Source organism: Halomicronema hongdechloris C2206 (assembly GCF_002075285.3).
In the GTDB taxonomy this organism is placed as follows: domain Bacteria; phylum Cyanobacteriota; class Cyanobacteriia; order Phormidesmidales; family Phormidesmidaceae; genus Halomicronema_B; species Halomicronema_B hongdechloris.
Window position 1 is genome coordinate 3,326,959 of sequence record NZ_CP021983.2, and the last position, 15,873, is coordinate 3,342,831.

General features: G+C 55.8%; 9 protein-coding genes. 5 read left to right on the plus strand and 4 right to left on the minus strand.

Annotated elements, in window-relative coordinates:
• Positions 1-111 precede the first annotated feature (111 nt).
• The 3 genes from purL to XM38_RS15085 all read right to left on the minus strand — a co-directional run bounded on the left by purL (position 112) and on the right by XM38_RS15085 (position 4,629).
• Positions 112-2,496, minus strand: coding sequence for a phosphoribosylformylglycinamidine synthase subunit PurL (purL, locus tag XM38_RS15075; RefSeq protein ID WP_080807083.1), 2,385 nt, complete (start codon positions 2,494-2,496; stop codon positions 112-114).
• Between the two features lie 827 nt (positions 2,497-3,323).
• Positions 3,324-3,962, minus strand: coding sequence for a hypothetical protein (locus tag XM38_RS15080; RefSeq protein WP_088430279.1), 639 nt, complete (start codon positions 3,960-3,962; stop codon positions 3,324-3,326).
• 181 nt (positions 3,963-4,143) lie between these two features.
• Positions 4,144-4,629, minus strand: a complete 486-nt coding sequence (locus XM38_RS15085; RefSeq protein WP_080807085.1) for an allophycocyanin subunit alpha-B — start codon at positions 4,627-4,629, stop codon at positions 4,144-4,146.
• 443 nt (positions 4,630-5,072) lie between these two features.
• Here XM38_RS15085 and rlmD point away from each other — a divergent pair, with 443 nt between their 5' ends.
• From rlmD to XM38_RS15100, 3 genes are all read left to right on the plus strand, one after another.
• On the plus strand, positions 5,073-6,440 hold the full coding sequence (gene rlmD, locus XM38_RS15090; RefSeq protein WP_080807086.1) for a 23S rRNA (uracil(1939)-C(5))-methyltransferase RlmD: 1,368 nt from the start codon (positions 5,073-5,075) through the stop codon (positions 6,438-6,440).
• 24 nt (positions 6,441-6,464) lie between these two features.
• On the plus strand, positions 6,465-7,502 hold the full coding sequence (gene lpxD, locus XM38_RS15095; RefSeq protein WP_080807088.1) for a UDP-3-O-(3-hydroxymyristoyl)glucosamine N-acyltransferase: 1,038 nt from the start codon (positions 6,465-6,467) through the stop codon (positions 7,500-7,502).
• Positions 7,503-7,965: 463 nt separating this feature from the next.
• On the plus strand, positions 7,966-9,555 hold the full coding sequence (locus tag XM38_RS15100; protein WP_080807089.1) for a glycoside hydrolase family 57 protein: 1,590 nt from the start codon (positions 7,966-7,968) through the stop codon (positions 9,553-9,555).
• A 94-nt stretch (positions 9,556-9,649) separates the two neighbouring features.
• On the opposite strand, the gene XM38_RS15105 is transcribed toward XM38_RS15100, so the two are convergent.
• Positions 9,650-10,246 carry a TetR/AcrR family transcriptional regulator gene (locus XM38_RS15105; RefSeq protein ID WP_080807122.1) on the minus strand — a complete coding sequence of 199 codons (597 nt, stop codon included), beginning with the start codon at positions 10,244-10,246 and terminating at the stop codon, positions 9,650-9,652.
• Positions 10,247-10,968: 722 nt separating this feature from the next.
• On the opposite strand from XM38_RS15105, the gene XM38_RS15110 reads away from it, so the two are divergent.
• Both XM38_RS15110 and XM38_RS15115 read left to right on the plus strand, forming a co-directional pair.
• The gene (locus tag XM38_RS15110) at positions 10,969-12,333 is read left to right on the plus strand and encodes an efflux RND transporter periplasmic adaptor subunit (RefSeq protein ID WP_080807091.1); all 1,365 of its coding nucleotides are present in this window, start codon (positions 10,969-10,971) and stop codon (positions 12,331-12,333) included.
• A 196-nt stretch (positions 12,334-12,529) separates the two neighbouring features.
• A complete protein-coding gene (locus XM38_RS15115) occupies positions 12,530-15,658 on the plus strand; it encodes an efflux RND transporter permease subunit (RefSeq protein WP_080807093.1) in 3,129 nt (1,042 codons plus the stop codon).
• Positions 15,659-15,873: the final 215 nt, after the last annotated feature.

Genomic DNA, 15,873 nt, shown 5'->3' on the forward strand with positions numbered 1-15,873 from the left:
TACCGACGATTTGGCAACTGGCGACTACCCAATCACATTTCCTGGCCCCGTGAAACCTTGGTTGTAGCTCAATAGGTAGAGGAATGGAATCAGGGCTAGAGTGAGGAGTAATCATGCTAATCGTCGTTCGATGGCCGTACTCCAGGTCTGCTGCAGGGTATCCACTGGGGTTGATAGCACGACGGCCCCATCGGCAGTTTGTAGGCGCATGTTATCTGCGGTTTCCCCTACCCGCCCCAACCACTGCCAGACGTCGGGCAGCTGAGCCGCTAAGTAATTTTCCCAGGTCTGCCGGTGCTGGGGGGCTAGGGAGACAATGATGCGAGCCCCCCCTTCTCCAAACAGCAGATGATCCCAGCGCAGTCCCTGTTGAGCTAACCCTGTATCGGTCACTGGCAGCGTCACATTGATGCCGTGGTGGCCACTAATGCATGCCTCTGCCAGAGCCACCGCCAGTCCCCCTTCAGCACAATCATGGGCAGAGCGAATCCACCCCTGGGCGATGCCATGACGACAGGCCGCCTGAACTCGCATTTCTAGGGCCATATCGACGGCAGGGGGGCGACCGGCAACGGTTTGGTGCAGCCTGGCCAAGTAGTCGGACCCTCCCAGAGTAACTAGGGCCCGATGGTCCGGAGCCTTAGCCGTTAAGGTGGCGCCGATAGGAACCCCAAGCAGATAAATGTCATCTTCTGCCTGTTGCCACCCCTGGCCGCATACTCGGTTGAGATCTCGCACTAGTCCAACCATACCCACCACCGGAGTCGGATAAATGGGCTGAGGCTGACCAGTGGCATCGACCGTCTCATTGTAGAGAGAGACATTGCCGCCGGTCACTGGGGTGCCAAAGGTGGCACAGGCTGCTGCCAAGCCCCGGCAGGCCTCGGATAACTGCCAATAGCCCATGGGGTTCTCCGGGCTGCCAAAATTGAGGTTATCAGTGACGGCGACGGGCTCAGCTCCGACACAGCTGAGATTGCGAGCAGCTTCGGCCACCGTTGCTTTGGCCCCATCATAGGGGTTGAGATAGACATGGCGAGCATTGCAATCGACTGTGGCCGCTAGACCACGATGGGCCGTTGTCGGTTCTCCTGTGGGGGTGACTGGGCGCAGCCGCACCACTGCCGCATCGCTGCCTCCTGGTAATTGCACCGTATTATTCTGGACCTGATGGTCATATTGGCGATAAACCCAGTGCTTAGAAGCCAGGCTGGGCGTATCCAACAGGGTCAAGAGCACCGATTCCCAGGCCTGTTCCTGGATGCCTCCTAGGGAGCAGGGCGGTAATTGGGCCACGGTCCATTGCCAAGCTTGGCGGGCATAGTCCGGTGGGGAATTAGGGGCCTGACGCTGATAGAGGGGAGTATTCTCGGCCAAGGCCAGGGCTGGAATCTCTGCGGCTACCTGTCCTTGATGGCGAATACGGACCATGGGATCGGTGATTACATGGCCAGCCACCACGGCATGGAGGCCCCAACGCTGGAAGATATTGATTAACTCTCCCTCTCGTCCCTGTTCCACCACAAACAGCATGCGCTCTTGGGACTCTGACAAGAGGTATTCGTAAGGCACCATACCTGTCTCCCGCACGGGAATCAGATCGAGGTCTAAGTCGATGCCAACGTGGCCCTTAGCGGCCATTTCGGCGGTAGAACAGGTGATACCAGCGGCTCCCATATCTTGAGCCGCCACAACAGCGCCGGTTTTGAAGGCCTCTAGACAGGCTTCTACCAGGGATTTTTCCAAGAATGGATCGCCCACCTGCACCGCCGGTCGTTTGGCTTCTGAGTCATCGGTTAGCTCGGCGCTGGCAAAGCTGGCGCCGCCCATGCCATCTCGGCCCGTGGTAGACCCTACATACAATACTGGATTACCGATGCCTGAGGCTCCGGCTTTCATGATGTCTGGAATTTCCATCAAGCCAATGGCCATGGCATTGACCAGAGGATTGCCGGCATAGGCTGGGTCAAAATAGACTTCCCCACCCACCGTGGGAACCCCAAAGCAGTTGCCGTAGTGAGCGATGCCGGAGACAACTCCGGTAAAAATGCGGCGGCTGCGGGCTTGTTCGAGAGAGCCGAATCGCAGGGAATTAAGGACGGCAATGGGGCGAGCCCCCATAGTGAAGATGTCCCGTAAGATACCTCCTACGCCGGTCGCGGCCCCCTGAAAAGGTTCTACGGCTGAGGGATGATTGTGGGATTCGATCTTAAAGGCCACCCGCAGCCCCTCTCCCATATCGACGACACCGGCGTTTTCCCCGGGGCCGACCAAGATGCGATCGCCTTGGGTAGGAAATTGCTGCAGCAGGGGGCGAGAATTCTTATAGCAACAGTGCTCTGACCACATCACCCCAAACATACCCAGCTCGGCACGGTTGGGATGACGGCCGAGACGCTGCACGATCTCATCGTATTCGTCGGGTTTAATGCCTTCGGCAGTGATCTCTGCCTCAGAAAATGGAGCCGTCGACAGTGCCGATGAGGAGGCGGTCATGGTGTCAGCGGATAAAGGACGAACTTCATTGTATAGCGTTGACCAGCCGATTCTGACTACGCTGAATTAGAGGTCCCTTGCTCAAAACCGTTGCGTGTTGAGAACCGTGGCTCAAACTCCGCTTTCTCCTCCCTGATCAACCGCGGCTGGCTTTACCTGTGAGAGCTGGCCCCCTCAACATGAGAATTGCTGGGCTACTCAAGATTATCGGGAGGAGCGCTGGCTGTTGACTTGTCAGTACTTGTATTTTTTCAGGAAGTAGCTGTGATCACTGTCACCAGTCCGTGTGATAAAGATCGTGTGAACTACAGTGGGAAATGAGCATACTTAGGTTGACTCAACTCTAGCCGAGTCATCTACAGGGAACACACAACCAACCGACAGCCCTTTGGGAATCTGTCGGTTTTTTATTGGTCATTGGCTTCAATGAATTTGTCTCTGTGGGCCTTTCCCTGGCCCAGTGTGACCTTGTTAAGACTGGACTTAGTCTGACAAGCCAGGGGGGACTCCCGGGGGATTTCGCTTCCCTAGCCCCCTGCGACCAGGGCATTCCGCTTGTGGTGTATGGCTTTCAGCCAGGCTTCGCCAAGCGCGACAGCGGCTCCGCTCGTAGTGAGCGAAGTCGAACTGCAGGAGCAACCTGCCAAACTACCGTCCTGGATCTGCGGAAGGGCTTATCGGTTAGTAGCGCTAGATCGCGTCGCATCGGCAAGGCAGCAATGAATTGTGAATTGTGAATTGTGAATTGAAGCCTTCTGCCCTCTGCCTTCTTACTTCCCCTATCTCCCCACCCTTCGACTTCGCTCAGGGCAAGTCTCCCTATCTCCCTAACCCATGGTGCTGATGGTATTTTTCCAAGCCAGTTCCTTACACAGGATGGCTAGGGCTCGTTTATCCGTGTCTTGGAAAAGGCTACTGCTGACTAAATCTGATAGCACCTGGTAGGCGAGTTGGTTGGCAAACAGCCCTCCAGCTCGGAGCAGGTGGGTGTAATACCTGAATTGACAATGACCGTCAGGACCTCGATGAAACTGGTAGATGGCTTCGGAGGACATTTGACGGACGGGGGTATTGACTGGCACTACTACTCTAGGAATGCCGTGAACACCGTAGTTACCTTGGGCTCCAGATACCATGGTACCCACTAGGATTACGCCTAGTAGGGTGCGGGTTTCTTGAATTAGATCGGGAGTGAACAGGGGGTCAGGTTCGCTGGACAGCCGAGGACCACTGTTGAGAAACAGGGGATTGAAGAGTTGCGAGTTATAGACTAGTCCCACGGCCCAATGGCGTTGATCGTTTTCGAGGGCGACAAACTGGCTGAAGCCGAAGTCTTCTGGGGTAGGGGCGGCGGTGACATCGGTAGCGTCATCCACCTGTACCACATAGTCACAGTGGGAATTTGACTTGACAACTCGGCCAATGCGACGTTTGGGGACGCAAGCAACGTCAGAAACAGCTGGCATGGAGATATCTGAAGTGCAACGTTGGCCAGATAGCTGGGGGGATAGAGAGCAAGGTCCAGCTAGCGAATTTATTGGCTGATACTAACGCAACAAGGGGGAGCTACCAATACTAACGAGGGGTGCGATCGCACCCCTCTGCTGGGCCATGAGTTAACCGAACAGGCCCATTGTTAGGTTAGGGCTAAGCCATGGTCTGAATGATGTAATCGAAATAGGGTTCAGCCTCGGCGGCATCGTCATCGGACAACAGACCCAGGGATGCTTCCTTCAGGCAGCGGATGGCCTCGACCATGCCAGGGACTGGTACATCTAGGGCGTTATACATTTCGCGTACGCCGACCAGGCCAATGCTCTCGATGGGCTGCTTGTCCCCCGCTAAAATGCCGTAGGTCACCAGGCGCAGGTACCAACCATAGTCGCGAATGCAGAGAGCCCGTTGCTTCTGCCCATAGGCATTACCCCCGGGGGCAATGAAATCAGGACGGCGTTTCCAAAGTTCTTTGCTAGCTTGATCGACGACTTTTTTTTCGTTCTCAGCCAACGTTTCGGCGATGCGCATACGCTGCACACCGGTGTTCAAAAAGTCTCCAATTGTCTTGAGCTCGCCGCTAGTAGGATAGCGCAGCTCATCGTCGGCATTCAGGATGACTTGGCTAACGACAGACATAATTTATATGATGACCGCGATGACTCTATATCGTTGATAGTTTAGCGACTTCGAGGGACTCAAGGGAAGTCATTTTCTCACCTGTCTTGGCTAGTCATGGGCCTAAGCTGCGGGAATTTGCCTGCGGATAAAGACACAAGTTCCTTGATTCCGCAATGGTTTCCTCTCATTCCCTGATAGAGATCAACAAGATGAGACAGTCAAGATTTTATGTAACGAAAATGATACATACACCCAGTCTAGGGCTGGCGCGCTTAAGGCTTTCGGATAAATTCCTCGGTTTAAGTTGGGACAGAGACTTAGAGACAGCGGCGCACAGGTGCATGCGCGGGTAATGATCTGGGGCTCGGCCCCCTTGTCCCGCCATCTTGGGGAGAACGATGGCAGCGAATCGTCACGTCTAGACTGGGATTAGGGTAGCCCTAGATTCAGCAGAAAAACCGATGACAGCGTGGCAGCAGGGCAGCATAGTCGAGGTGACGATTGTCGATCTCAGTAACAGCGGTGATGGCGTTGGCCGCTGGCAGGGCCGGGTCGTATTTGTGCCCGATACGGTGCCAGGCGACCAGATTCGGGCGCGCCTGATCCAGGTGAAATCATCGTTTGCCCGGGGCAAACTGCTGCAACTGCTGCAGCCATCCCAGCAACGGGTGCGGCCGGCCTGCATTGTGGCCGACAAATGTGGTGGCTGTCAGTGGCAGCCGGTGGCCTATACGGCTCAGCTGGTGGCCAAGCAGCAGCTGGTGGCCGCAGCCCTCAGCCGCATCGGCGGCTTCCAGCAAGTTCCCCTCAGCCGTATTTTGGCGGCGGCCTCTCCCCTGGGCTATCGCAACAAGGCTACCTATCCTCTGGTGCGCTCACCTACGGGCCAGGTGAAGGCGGGCTACTACCGCAAAGGCAGTCATAAATTGGTGAATCTCAACCAGTGTCCGGTGCAGGATGTCAGGCTGAATCCATTACTGGCGGACATTAAAGCAGATATCCAGCAGCAAGGGTGGTCTATCTATAGCGAATCCGCCCAACAGGGGCGGCTGCGTCATCTATCGCTGCGGATTGGCCGCCGCACTGGCCAGATGCTGGTTACCCTGGTCAGTGCCCAGCCGACGGTCCCGGATCTGGAGCATTGGGCGGCTATCTGGCTGGAGCGTTATCCCCAGCTGGTGGGGGTCTGCCTCAACCATAATCCCGCCAAAACCAATGTCATCTTTGGCCCCACGACCACCTGCCTTGCCGGTCAGCCTTACCTGGAGGAACAGTTTGCTGGACTGTGGTTTCATATCACCCCTACCACTTTTTTTCAAATCCATACGGAGCAGGCAGAACGCCTGTTGGAGGTGATACAGACGGAGTTGGCATTACAGGGGTCGGAAACGGTTATCGATGCCTACTGCGGAGTCGGGTCCCTGACCCTACCACTGGCGCAGCGAGCACAGCACTGCATTGGGCTGGAGGTGCAGCCTGAGGCGGTGGAGCAGGCGCGGCAGAATGCGGCCCGCAATGGCCTCACCAATGTGGAGTTCCAGGCTGGCGATGTGGGGCAGCTGTTGCCTCAGGTAGCCCAGACCTTGCCCCAGCCGCCAGCGGTGGTGGTGCTGGATCCGCCGCGACGAGGTTGCGATCGCACCGTGCTAGAGGCCCTGATTGCCCTGCGTCCCCAGCGCATCGCCTACATGAGTTGTAATCCAGCCACCCTGGCCCGGGATCTACAACAGCTTTGTCAGCAGGGCGGCTATCAGCTGCAGGCGGTACAGCCAGCCGACTTCTTTCCCCAGACCGCCCATGTGGAATGTGTCGCATTTCTGGTAGCGTAGAATCGCCCTATTTCCTTGGCCGCCATGAAGTTTAGCGCCCTGGCTCAGCACCTGGGTCCAGTTGAAGCCACCAGCCTCGCTCAGCCGCCCCAGCAGGACCCCGAGATCACTGGGGTCATGGCCGTCGATAGTGCCACCGCCGGGACTCTCAGTTACATTGAGGGGGACAAGTTCGCCGCTCAGATTGAACAAACGGCAGCCAGTGCCTTGATTTTGCCGACCGATGAGACGCTACAGGGGCGGGCTAGGGCCCGAGGCATCGCCTGGGTCAGCTGCCGCGATCCCCGATTGGCCTTTGCCCGAGCCATTGCCCAGTTTTATCGACCCTTTCGCCCCCAGCCAGGCATCCATCCCACCGCGGTGATCGATGCCTCAGTCACCTATGGGAAGAACCTATCAGTAGGCGCCCATGCGGTGATTCAGGCAGGAGTGACCTTGGGGGATGATGTCTGTATTCATCCCAATGTGGTGATCTATCCGGGGGCTAGCATCGGCGATCACACCGTGCTGCATGCCAGCTGCGTCATTCACGAGCGCAGTCAGATCGGCCGCGACTGTGTGATTCACTGCGGTGCCGTGATTGGCTCTGAGGGCTTTGGCTTCGTGGCCACGGCCCAGGGCTGGGAAAAAATGGAGCAGTCAGGCCGAACGGTGCTAGAAGATGGCGTCGAGGTGGGCTGTAATGCCGCCATCGATCGCCCGGCGGTGGGGGAAACTCGCATCGGTCGCAATACTAAGATCGATAATTTGGTGCAGGTGGGCCATGGTTGCCAGGTGGGCGAAGCGGTGGCCATGGCTGCCCAGGTGGGTCTAGGTGGCAGTAGCCGCATCGGGCATCGAGTGCTGTTGGGGGGACAGGCGGGAGTGGCGAATCAGTCGCGTGTCGGAGATGGTGCGATCGCAACCGCTCAAACCGGGGTGAACGGCCATGTCGATCCCGGCCAAGTCGTCAGCGGCACTCCCGCCGTTCCCCACAAAATCTATCTGAAAGTCTCAGCCATCTACAGCCGCCTCCCAGAGATGTATCGACTCTTCCGCCGCCTGCAGCGGCACTCATCTTAACTGGGAAACCACGTCATCGCCCTCAAGCCTGTCCCGGGGCAGTTCTAATTCCCAGGAGCACTGCTCCCAGATATCCCTAGCTCCCCATCCCTGGACTCCGGTGCTGGGCTGACGGTGTCTATAGCCCAAGAAGCATGGCCAACACTAGAGCACAGCCTGTCTGAAAACCATCCCAGACCAGTCTCCCCCGCCCATGACTGATCGCTGAGCTGACGCCGCAATCTCCCTAGCAATTCCTATCAACCACTTGACCGCGCGGCGCTTAACTTTTGCTTTACAATCTTGTCAATGTTACAAACATACTGCCGACGGCTAGCCAGGTTAGCCATCGATCCTCAATCCAGTTTAATATCGCCGGGTCGGGTGACTTCAAGGCAAGACCCCTAGCGGTTACGTCAGCTGACCTCCGTAATAATAGTCCCTTGAGTCCCTGCCATTTTTTGACCTCCACTACGAGGCTCCCATGAGTATCGGATACCTAGCTCTGGTTCTGCACGCCCATCTACCCTATGTTCGCCATCCCGAGAGTGACTTTGTCTTAGAAGAAGAGTGGTTGTTTGAGGCCATCACCGAAACCTACGTGCCCCTCCTGTCGGTCTTCGAGGGCTTAAAGCGAGATGGCATCGACTTCAAAATCACCATGAGCATGACACCGCCCCTGGTATCCATGCTGCGGGATCCCCTACTGCAGGAGCGTTACGATGCTCACTTGGCCAAGCTGGAAGAGTTGGCAGAAATGGAAGTCGAACGCAATACCCACAACGGCCACCTGCGCTACCTGGCAGAGCACTATGCCAACGAATTCAACCATGTCCGTCAGGTATGGGAGCGCTACGACCACGATCTCGCCATCGCCTTCAAGCAATTTCAAGACAGCAATAATCTCGAGATCATCACCTGTGGGGCCACCCATGGCTACCTGCCCCTAATGAAGATGTATCCCGAGGCGGTTTGGGGCCAGATCGAGGTGGCCTGCCAACACTATGAAGAAACCTTTGGCCGACCTCCCTACGGCATCTGGCTGCCTGAATGTGCCTACTACGAGGGCCTAGAACGCATGCTAGCCGATGCTGGCCTGCGCTACTTTCTCACCGATGGCCATGGTATTCTCTACGCTCGGCCCCGGCCTCAGTTCGGTACCTACGCTCCCATCTTCACAGAAACTGGGGTGGCTGCCTTTGGTCGAGATCACGAGTCTTCTCAGCAGGTCTGGTCTTCCCAGGTGGGCTATCCTGGGGCTCCAGAATACCGCGAGTTCTATCGCGACCTGGGCTGGGATGCCGAATACGACTACATCAAGCCCTACATCATGCCCAATGGCCAACGTAAAAACGTCGGCATTAAATACCACAAGATCACGGGTAAGGGCCTAGGGCTATCTGACAAAGCCTGGTACGACCCTTACTGGGCCCGGGAAAAGGCGGCTGAACATGCGGGCAACTTCATGTTTAATCGGGAACGCCAGGTGGAGCACCTGCACCACCTCATGCAGCGGTCGCCAATCATTGTGTCTCCCTACGACGCCGAACTCTTTGGTCACTGGTGGTACGAAGGCCCCTGGTTCCTCGACTACCTATTTCGCAAGAGTTGGTATGACCAAAATACCTACGACATGACCCATCTGGCTGACTACTTGCAACAGAATCCCCACCAGCAAATTGCTCGTCCTTCCCAATCGAGTTGGGGCTATAAAGGCTTCCATGAATATTGGCTGAATGAAACCAACACCTGGATCTATCCCCATTTGCATAAGGCCACCGAACGCATGATTACCCTGGCTCAGCGGGAACCGGTTGATGAGCTCGAATGGAAGGCCCTGAATCAAGCGGCTCGGGAACTCCTCTTGGCCCAGTCGTCGGATTGGGCGTTTATCATGCGTACCGGCACCATGGTTCCCTATGCCGTCCGCCGGACTCGCTCTCACCTGATGCGCTTCACCAAGCTCTGGGAAGACATTAACCAGGGCAAAATCGATGCCGGCTGGCTAGACAAGGTGGCGGCCATCGATAACATTTTCCCTTCCATTAACTACCGTACCTATCGTCCCCTGTAAGGGCCCTTGGGTAGGTGAGTATGCCTGTTCTCTACCCAGCTTCCCGTCCCTACTGCCCAAATCATGGTAGGTAAGGCCTGCTAGGCTACCTCTGTCAAGGGTGAGTTGTGGAATTCTCCAGTAAAAATGCCAAGGCTCGGCGCATATACTCTGCAGACTGCTCAGCGTTGGATTCAAAAATGACCAGCCGGTAGAGCAGGCCGGTCATCAAATCGCAGATCATGTCATTGTCCACAGAAGTGGCCAACTCCTGGCGCTCCTTGGCTCGATCTAAGACTAGGGAGGCTACGCGGCGGCGGGGCAAGACATACTTTTTCCAATAGATATCGGCGAACTGAGGGCTAGTCGACGCCAAGCTGATAATCATGGCTAGGGTCTGCCGCCCCAGGGGGGATAGGTCCGACTTCACTGCCTGCTGCAAGATATCGTCTAGATCAGACCAGAGATTTCCCGTGTCTGGCACCCGAAACTCAGGACGATGACGAGTCAGAGCCGTGGCGACTAGATCCTCTTTAGAGTCGTAGCGGCGGTAAATGGTAGTTTTACCCACCTTGGCTCGCGCTGCCACCCCCTCGATGCTGAGGCGGTGATACCCAATTTCACCTAAGAGATCTAGCGTTGCTTGGACAATGGCCTCCTCAGCCTCGGTGCTACGAGGACGACCAGGAGATGATTTTGTACTATGCCCCATGGGTTTCAGACTATCGGCTAGCGAATGATGATTGGTTGCTTGGGGCTCCACCCGCGCGAATGACTTCGTTCTCCTGGATATCGAGTCTTGATAGTGAGATGCTGTAAACTTTGATGAATCAGACTGACCAGAATTGACAGACGTAGACTGCTATAACGCCCCAAAAACGGGAATCTTTCCCCTGGAGCTTGAGATTGACTATTTGTATCTAGGAAATACATAGACTTCTAAGCCGAAGGAAATGGGGGAAGGAAAATATGCTTAGTCATCTTATCAAACCCCCTTCCCTATTCACTGCCGAGGTGCTTTGGGTCGCTATCGTCAGCTCTCGTCTGGCCAGATTCTGGTTGACAGACTATTGGTGAAACGATACGCTACGAAAACGTATCGTTTAAATTTCCTTAATAAAAGCGACTTTACCGCTAGGCAGGTATTGTCTTATAGGCGTGTAATGCGTCAGGTCTGAACAAACCTTGGCGAATCCCCTTGCCCGTCAAAGGCTATCGGCTCCATACCCCTCTTAGAACAGTGGGGTACATTATGCGATCGCATGGGGCCGCCGCCAGATCGCTCAGACGTTATCCCAGGTGTCGGTATTACCGCCCGAGGTTCGCTATCGCTTCGGTATGTCAGCTAGGATAGTCTGCCCAGTCTTCGTGTTCCTAGCATGAGTCCGCTCATGAGTCCGCCATAGCACCCTTAATCGTAGGTCGAGAGTGCCCATGGTTCCATCCTCCTCTTCCTCCAGTTATTCAACCGCCATTGACGCCACAGACACCGAAGACCACGCTGCTGGTGCATCCCCCTGGTCACCCCGCCGCCATCCTTGGTTGGCCTTAGGGGGCTTAGTGCTCCTGATGGCAGGGATGGGATTTTTGGGTTGGCGCTGGTGGCTAGGACGCCAGGGAGCGAGTCAAACTGCTGGCATGGGCCAGAGCCAGGGGATTCCAGTCAAATTAGAGACCTTAACGACTGCTCCGGTCAGAGACTACACCGAGTTTATCGGTGCCCTAGAGTCCCGGCAGTCTGTGGTGCTGCGGCCTGAAGTCTCGGGGCGGGTTGTCAATATCTACATCAACAATGGTGATCGGGTCACGACGGGGACGCCACTAATTCAGCTGAAGCCAGATCAGGCCCAGGCCGATCTGGCCAGCCGTCTGGCTACGGTGAATTCAGCCAGAGCCCAGCAGGCCAATGCCCGCTCCGAAATCGAAGCCCTGAGGGCTGAACGAATTGCCCAGCAAGCTGAACTGGAGCTGCAGCAAGAAGACTATACTCGCATTGCCCAACTGGTGGAACAGGGAGCCCTGCCCCAGCAAGAACTAGATCGGGTGGAGCGCGATCGCAACGCCGCCCAAGCTAACCTAGAGGCCATTGAGCGTCGTATCCAAGCTGCCCAAGCTACGCTTGAGGCAGCCACAGCCACCCTAGAGCAGGCCCAGGCCAACGCCAACCGAGCCCAAGCTGATCTGCAAGCAACAACCGTTAAGGCTCCCTTCGACGGCATCGTTGGTGATATCCCCGTGCGTCTCGGAGACGTCGTCAGTAGCAACGATATCCTCACTAGTCTGACTCAGAATCTCTCCCTCGATTTACGTCTATCAGTGCCCATCGAACAAGCTCCCGATTTACGATTGGGACAGCCGGTGGAGCTGACCGATAATCAAGGCAATCGCCTTGGTGCGGGGCAGATTAGCTTTATTTCTCCCACCGTAGACAGTGATGCCCAGACGATTTTGGCAAAAGCCACCTTTGCCAATGGCGATGGTCGCCTACGCAATGGCCAATTCGTCAGGGCCCGCCTAATCTGGCAAGAGCAACCTGGCCTCACCATTCCCGCCACGGCTGTCAGCCGCATTGCCGGTGAGCCCTTTGTATTCGTAGCCGCATCCCCTGAATCCTCTGATGGACCTGATTTAATTGCCCGACAGCGCTCGGTTAGCCTGGGCGATCTCAAAGACAACCGCTACCAAGTGCTGTCTGGTCTAGCGGCAGGAGACCAAGTCGTGGTGTCAGGGATTCTCAATCTCTCGGACGGGGCTCCGATCATGCCTCAGACCACATCGGCAAACGGGGCCACCCCATAACCCTGACAGCAGTTCGTAAGATTAGCCCTGCTCCCAACCATTTCCATGAGTTATCGCCACGCTCTGCAGTTAAGGGACGACCTCGGCCCCAGCGCTCCCCGGCTCTCTTACCCTTGGCAACTCTAAGTAGCGTCATCTACGAGAGCGGATTGTTCCCGTTTCTGTCCCGATTACGGCTCTAGCCCCTGAGATCTCTATGTTTGCCAATCTCTTCATTCGCCGTCCTGTCGTTGCCAGCGTCTTGGCCATCATCATCATCTTGATTGGGGCAGTGGCCATTCCTAACCTACCCGTTGCCTATTACCCCGAAGTCACTCCACCCCAGGTCACAGTGACGGCCAACTACACTGGCGCCAGCGCCGAGGTCGTCGAAAGTACCGTCACCAATATCCTCGAACAGGAGATCAACGGTATTGAAGGGGTTCGCTATCTGTCATCGTCTAGCGGCAATAACGGCACCAGCACCATCAATATCACCTTCGAGCCCAATCGCGATGCTGACCTAGCCGCCGTCGATGTGCAGAATCGCATTGCCGTGGTGGAATCCCAGCTGCCGGAGGTCGTGCAACGCACTGGGGTATCCGTACGCAAAGAAAATAGTGGCTTCTTGATGGCCATTGGCTTCTACGCCGAGGACGGTCAATACGATACCTCCTTTCTCAGCAATTATGCTGATCTATACGTGGTTGAGGCCCTGAAGCGACTCGATGGCGTCGGTGGCGTTCAAATCTTCGGCGAACGGCGCTACGCTATGCGCCTGTGGGTAGACCCAGAACGACTGGCAAGTCGTGACCTAGTCATTCAAGATGTGGTCGATGCTCTCAACGAACAGAATATCCAGGTAGGCGTCGGCCAACTAGGCCAACCCCCGGTACCCGATGGGCAGCAGTATCAAATCGACCTAGAGGCCCTGAGCCGCTTCACCACCGACGCGGAGTTTGCCAATTTAATCCTCAAGACTGAACCCGACGGCACCTTAGTGCGGTTCAAGGATGTGGGTCGAGTCGAGTTGGGGGCCCAAGACTACAGCACGGTGTTGCGCTTTCGGGGCATTGAGGCGGTTGGCTTGGGGATTACCCAGGCCCCCAATAGTAATGCCTTGTCTGTCGCCCAAGCGGTTAAGGATGAGCTGTCTCGGCTACAGCAGCAGTTCCCTCCGGGTCTCCAGTACGACATTGCCTTCGATACCACCGACTTCGTGCAGCGCTCCCTCAGCGAAGTCGTCTTTACCCTGGTGCAGGCTGTTTCCTTGGTAGTGCTGGTGATTTTCGTGTTTCTCCAGGATTGGCGCACCACCCTAATTCCAGCTATTACTATTCCAGGGGCCCTGATCGGTGCCTTTGCCTTCGTGCAGGTCTTCGGCTTTTCGATCAATACCCTGACCCTGTTCGGGCTCACCCTAGCTACTGGCATGGTGGTGGATGATGCCATCATCGTGGTCGAGAATATTTCTCGCCTGATTCACCAGCGGGGCCTCAGCCCGCGACAGGCCGCCATGGAATCCATGCAGGAACTGACCGGGGCTGTGATCGCCACCTCCCTGGTGTTGATGGCTGTATTTATTCCGGTTGCCTTTTTTCCAGGGACGACCGGTGCCCTCTATCGTCAGTTTGCCCTGACGATTGCGTTCTCCATTGCCGTATCGACATTCCTGGCGCTTACCTTTACCCCGGCCATATCGGCCCTGCTATTGCGAGCTGAGCAGTCTCCTCCGGGGTGGTTGGCGGTCTTCTTCAATCGGTTTAACGCCACTTTGGACTGGCTGAAGCAGAATTATCAGGCCGGTCTGAGAACCCTGATGCGGTTCAAAATGGTGGTGCTCGGACTGTTTGTATTGGCCCTGGGGGCAACCGCTTGGCTATTTGTCGCAGTGCCTTCGGGATTCTTGCCAGATGAAGATCAGGGCTATTTCATTACCTTAATTCAGGGGCCTGAGGGGGTATCGCTGGACTATACCAGTGATGTAGTTGCCAATACTGAGCAGGAAATCTTGCAATTGCCAGAGGTAGAGCGCACCTTTGCGGTGGCTGGCTTTAGCTTCGCCGGCAGTAGTTCTAACAATGGCATCATCTTTGCCACCCTAAAACCCTGGGAAGAACGGCGAGGCCCGGGACAGTCAGTGCAAGGGTTAATTGGCCGTCTGTTTCCTGTCTTCAGCACCATTACTGAGGCGCGGGTATTTGCCGTGAATCCACCTCCCATTCCAGGCTTGGGGACCTTTGGCGGTTTCACTTTTCAATTGCAGGACCGGCGTGGGGTCAACGATCTCAATACGTTGGTGGCAACCGCCGGACAACTGATTGGTCAAGCAAATCAACAACCGCAGTTGCAGCAAGTCTTTACCACCTTCGCCGCCGGTACCCCAAAGCTCTCTATTGCAATCGATCGGGAAACGGCCAAGGCGATGCAGGTCGATATCGACGATATCCTGCGCACGCTGCAGGCATCTATGGCCTCTCAATATGTGAATGACTTTACCCTGGGGCAGCGTAATTATCGGGTGTATGTGCAAGCAGAACCAGAGTTTCGCTCTGAACCTGGTGATATTAGCCGCCTCTATGTCCGCTCTGCCACTGATGAGATCATTCCCTTGAGTAACCTGGTCAGCACGACGTCTGCGACAGGGGCCCAAACGATTACTCATTTCAATTTATTTCGCTCTATTGAAATCACTGGTTCGCCAGCCCCTGGGGCGAGTTCGGGCGATGCCCTGGAGACCATGGAGCGCTTGGCAGCGGAGAACCTCCCCCCCAGTTTTGGCTACCAGTGGTCGGGCACGTCCCTGGAAGAAATTGAGTCGGGAGGCCAGGCCACTTGGATCTTCGGTCTTGGGATCGTCTTTGTCTTCTTGGTGCTGGCAGCTCAGTATGAGAACTTCGTGGATCCCTTCATCATCATGCTGGCAGTGCCCTTGGCGGTGATGGGAGCCTTGTTGGTGCAGTCCATGCGAGGGCTGGTCAATGATGTCTATTGCCAGGTGGGGTTGGTCATGTTAATCGGCCTGGCTAGCAAGAACTCGATTCTGATCGTAGAATTTGCCAACCAGTTGCGATCGCAAGGCCTACCCTTAGTCAAAGCGGCCGTAGAAGCCGCCCAAGAGCGCCTACGCCCGATTCTGATGACGGCAATTTCAACGCTGGTAGGCATCGCACCACTAGCACTAGCGACTGGTGCTGGCTCTGGTAGCCGCCAGTCCTTGGGAAATGCAGTCTTTGGTGGCATGCTAGTGGCCACCTTTCTATCCTTATTTATGGTGCCAGTGTTATACGTAGTGATTATGGCCTTACAAGAACGCATCCTAGGGCGCTTAAAATCGTCCCAATAATCCGTCGAGCCAGCCCAGTGAAGTTTGAGTAAGCCCTAAATTACGGCTCAAGCTCTTGCTTCGCGTGCCTTCCTATTCCCCACGGGAATATGCACCGACAACGTACCGATGACTAAATTGTTCCTGCACAACTGCTGTCCGTAGACCACTAAGCTTTTCGAGTGCGACTAGAGACTTATTGAAGTACATCAGGAATTTCGTTGTTCTTCAGAACG

Coding starts and splice junctions, on each gene's coding strand:
- purL (WP_080807083.1), bottom strand. CDS start 2,496: ATGACCGCCTCCTCATCGGCACTGTCGACGGCTCCATTTTCTGAGGCA.
- XM38_RS15080 (WP_088430279.1), bottom strand. CDS start 3,962: ATGCCAGCTGTTTCTGACGTTGCTTGCGTCCCCAAACGTCGCATTGGC.
- XM38_RS15085 (WP_080807085.1), bottom strand. CDS start 4,629: ATGTCTGTCGTTAGCCAAGTCATCCTGAATGCCGACGATGAGCTGCGC.
- rlmD (WP_080807086.1), top strand. CDS start 5,073: ATGACAGCGTGGCAGCAGGGCAGCATAGTCGAGGTGACGATTGTCGAT.
- lpxD (WP_080807088.1), top strand. CDS start 6,465: ATGAAGTTTAGCGCCCTGGCTCAGCACCTGGGTCCAGTTGAAGCCACC.
- XM38_RS15100 (WP_080807089.1), top strand. CDS start 7,966: ATGAGTATCGGATACCTAGCTCTGGTTCTGCACGCCCATCTACCCTAT.
- XM38_RS15105 (WP_080807122.1), bottom strand. CDS start 10,246: ATGGGGCATAGTACAAAATCATCTCCTGGTCGTCCTCGTAGCACCGAG.
- XM38_RS15110 (WP_080807091.1), top strand. CDS start 10,969: ATGGTTCCATCCTCCTCTTCCTCCAGTTATTCAACCGCCATTGACGCC.
- XM38_RS15115 (WP_080807093.1), top strand. CDS start 12,530: ATGTTTGCCAATCTCTTCATTCGCCGTCCTGTCGTTGCCAGCGTCTTG.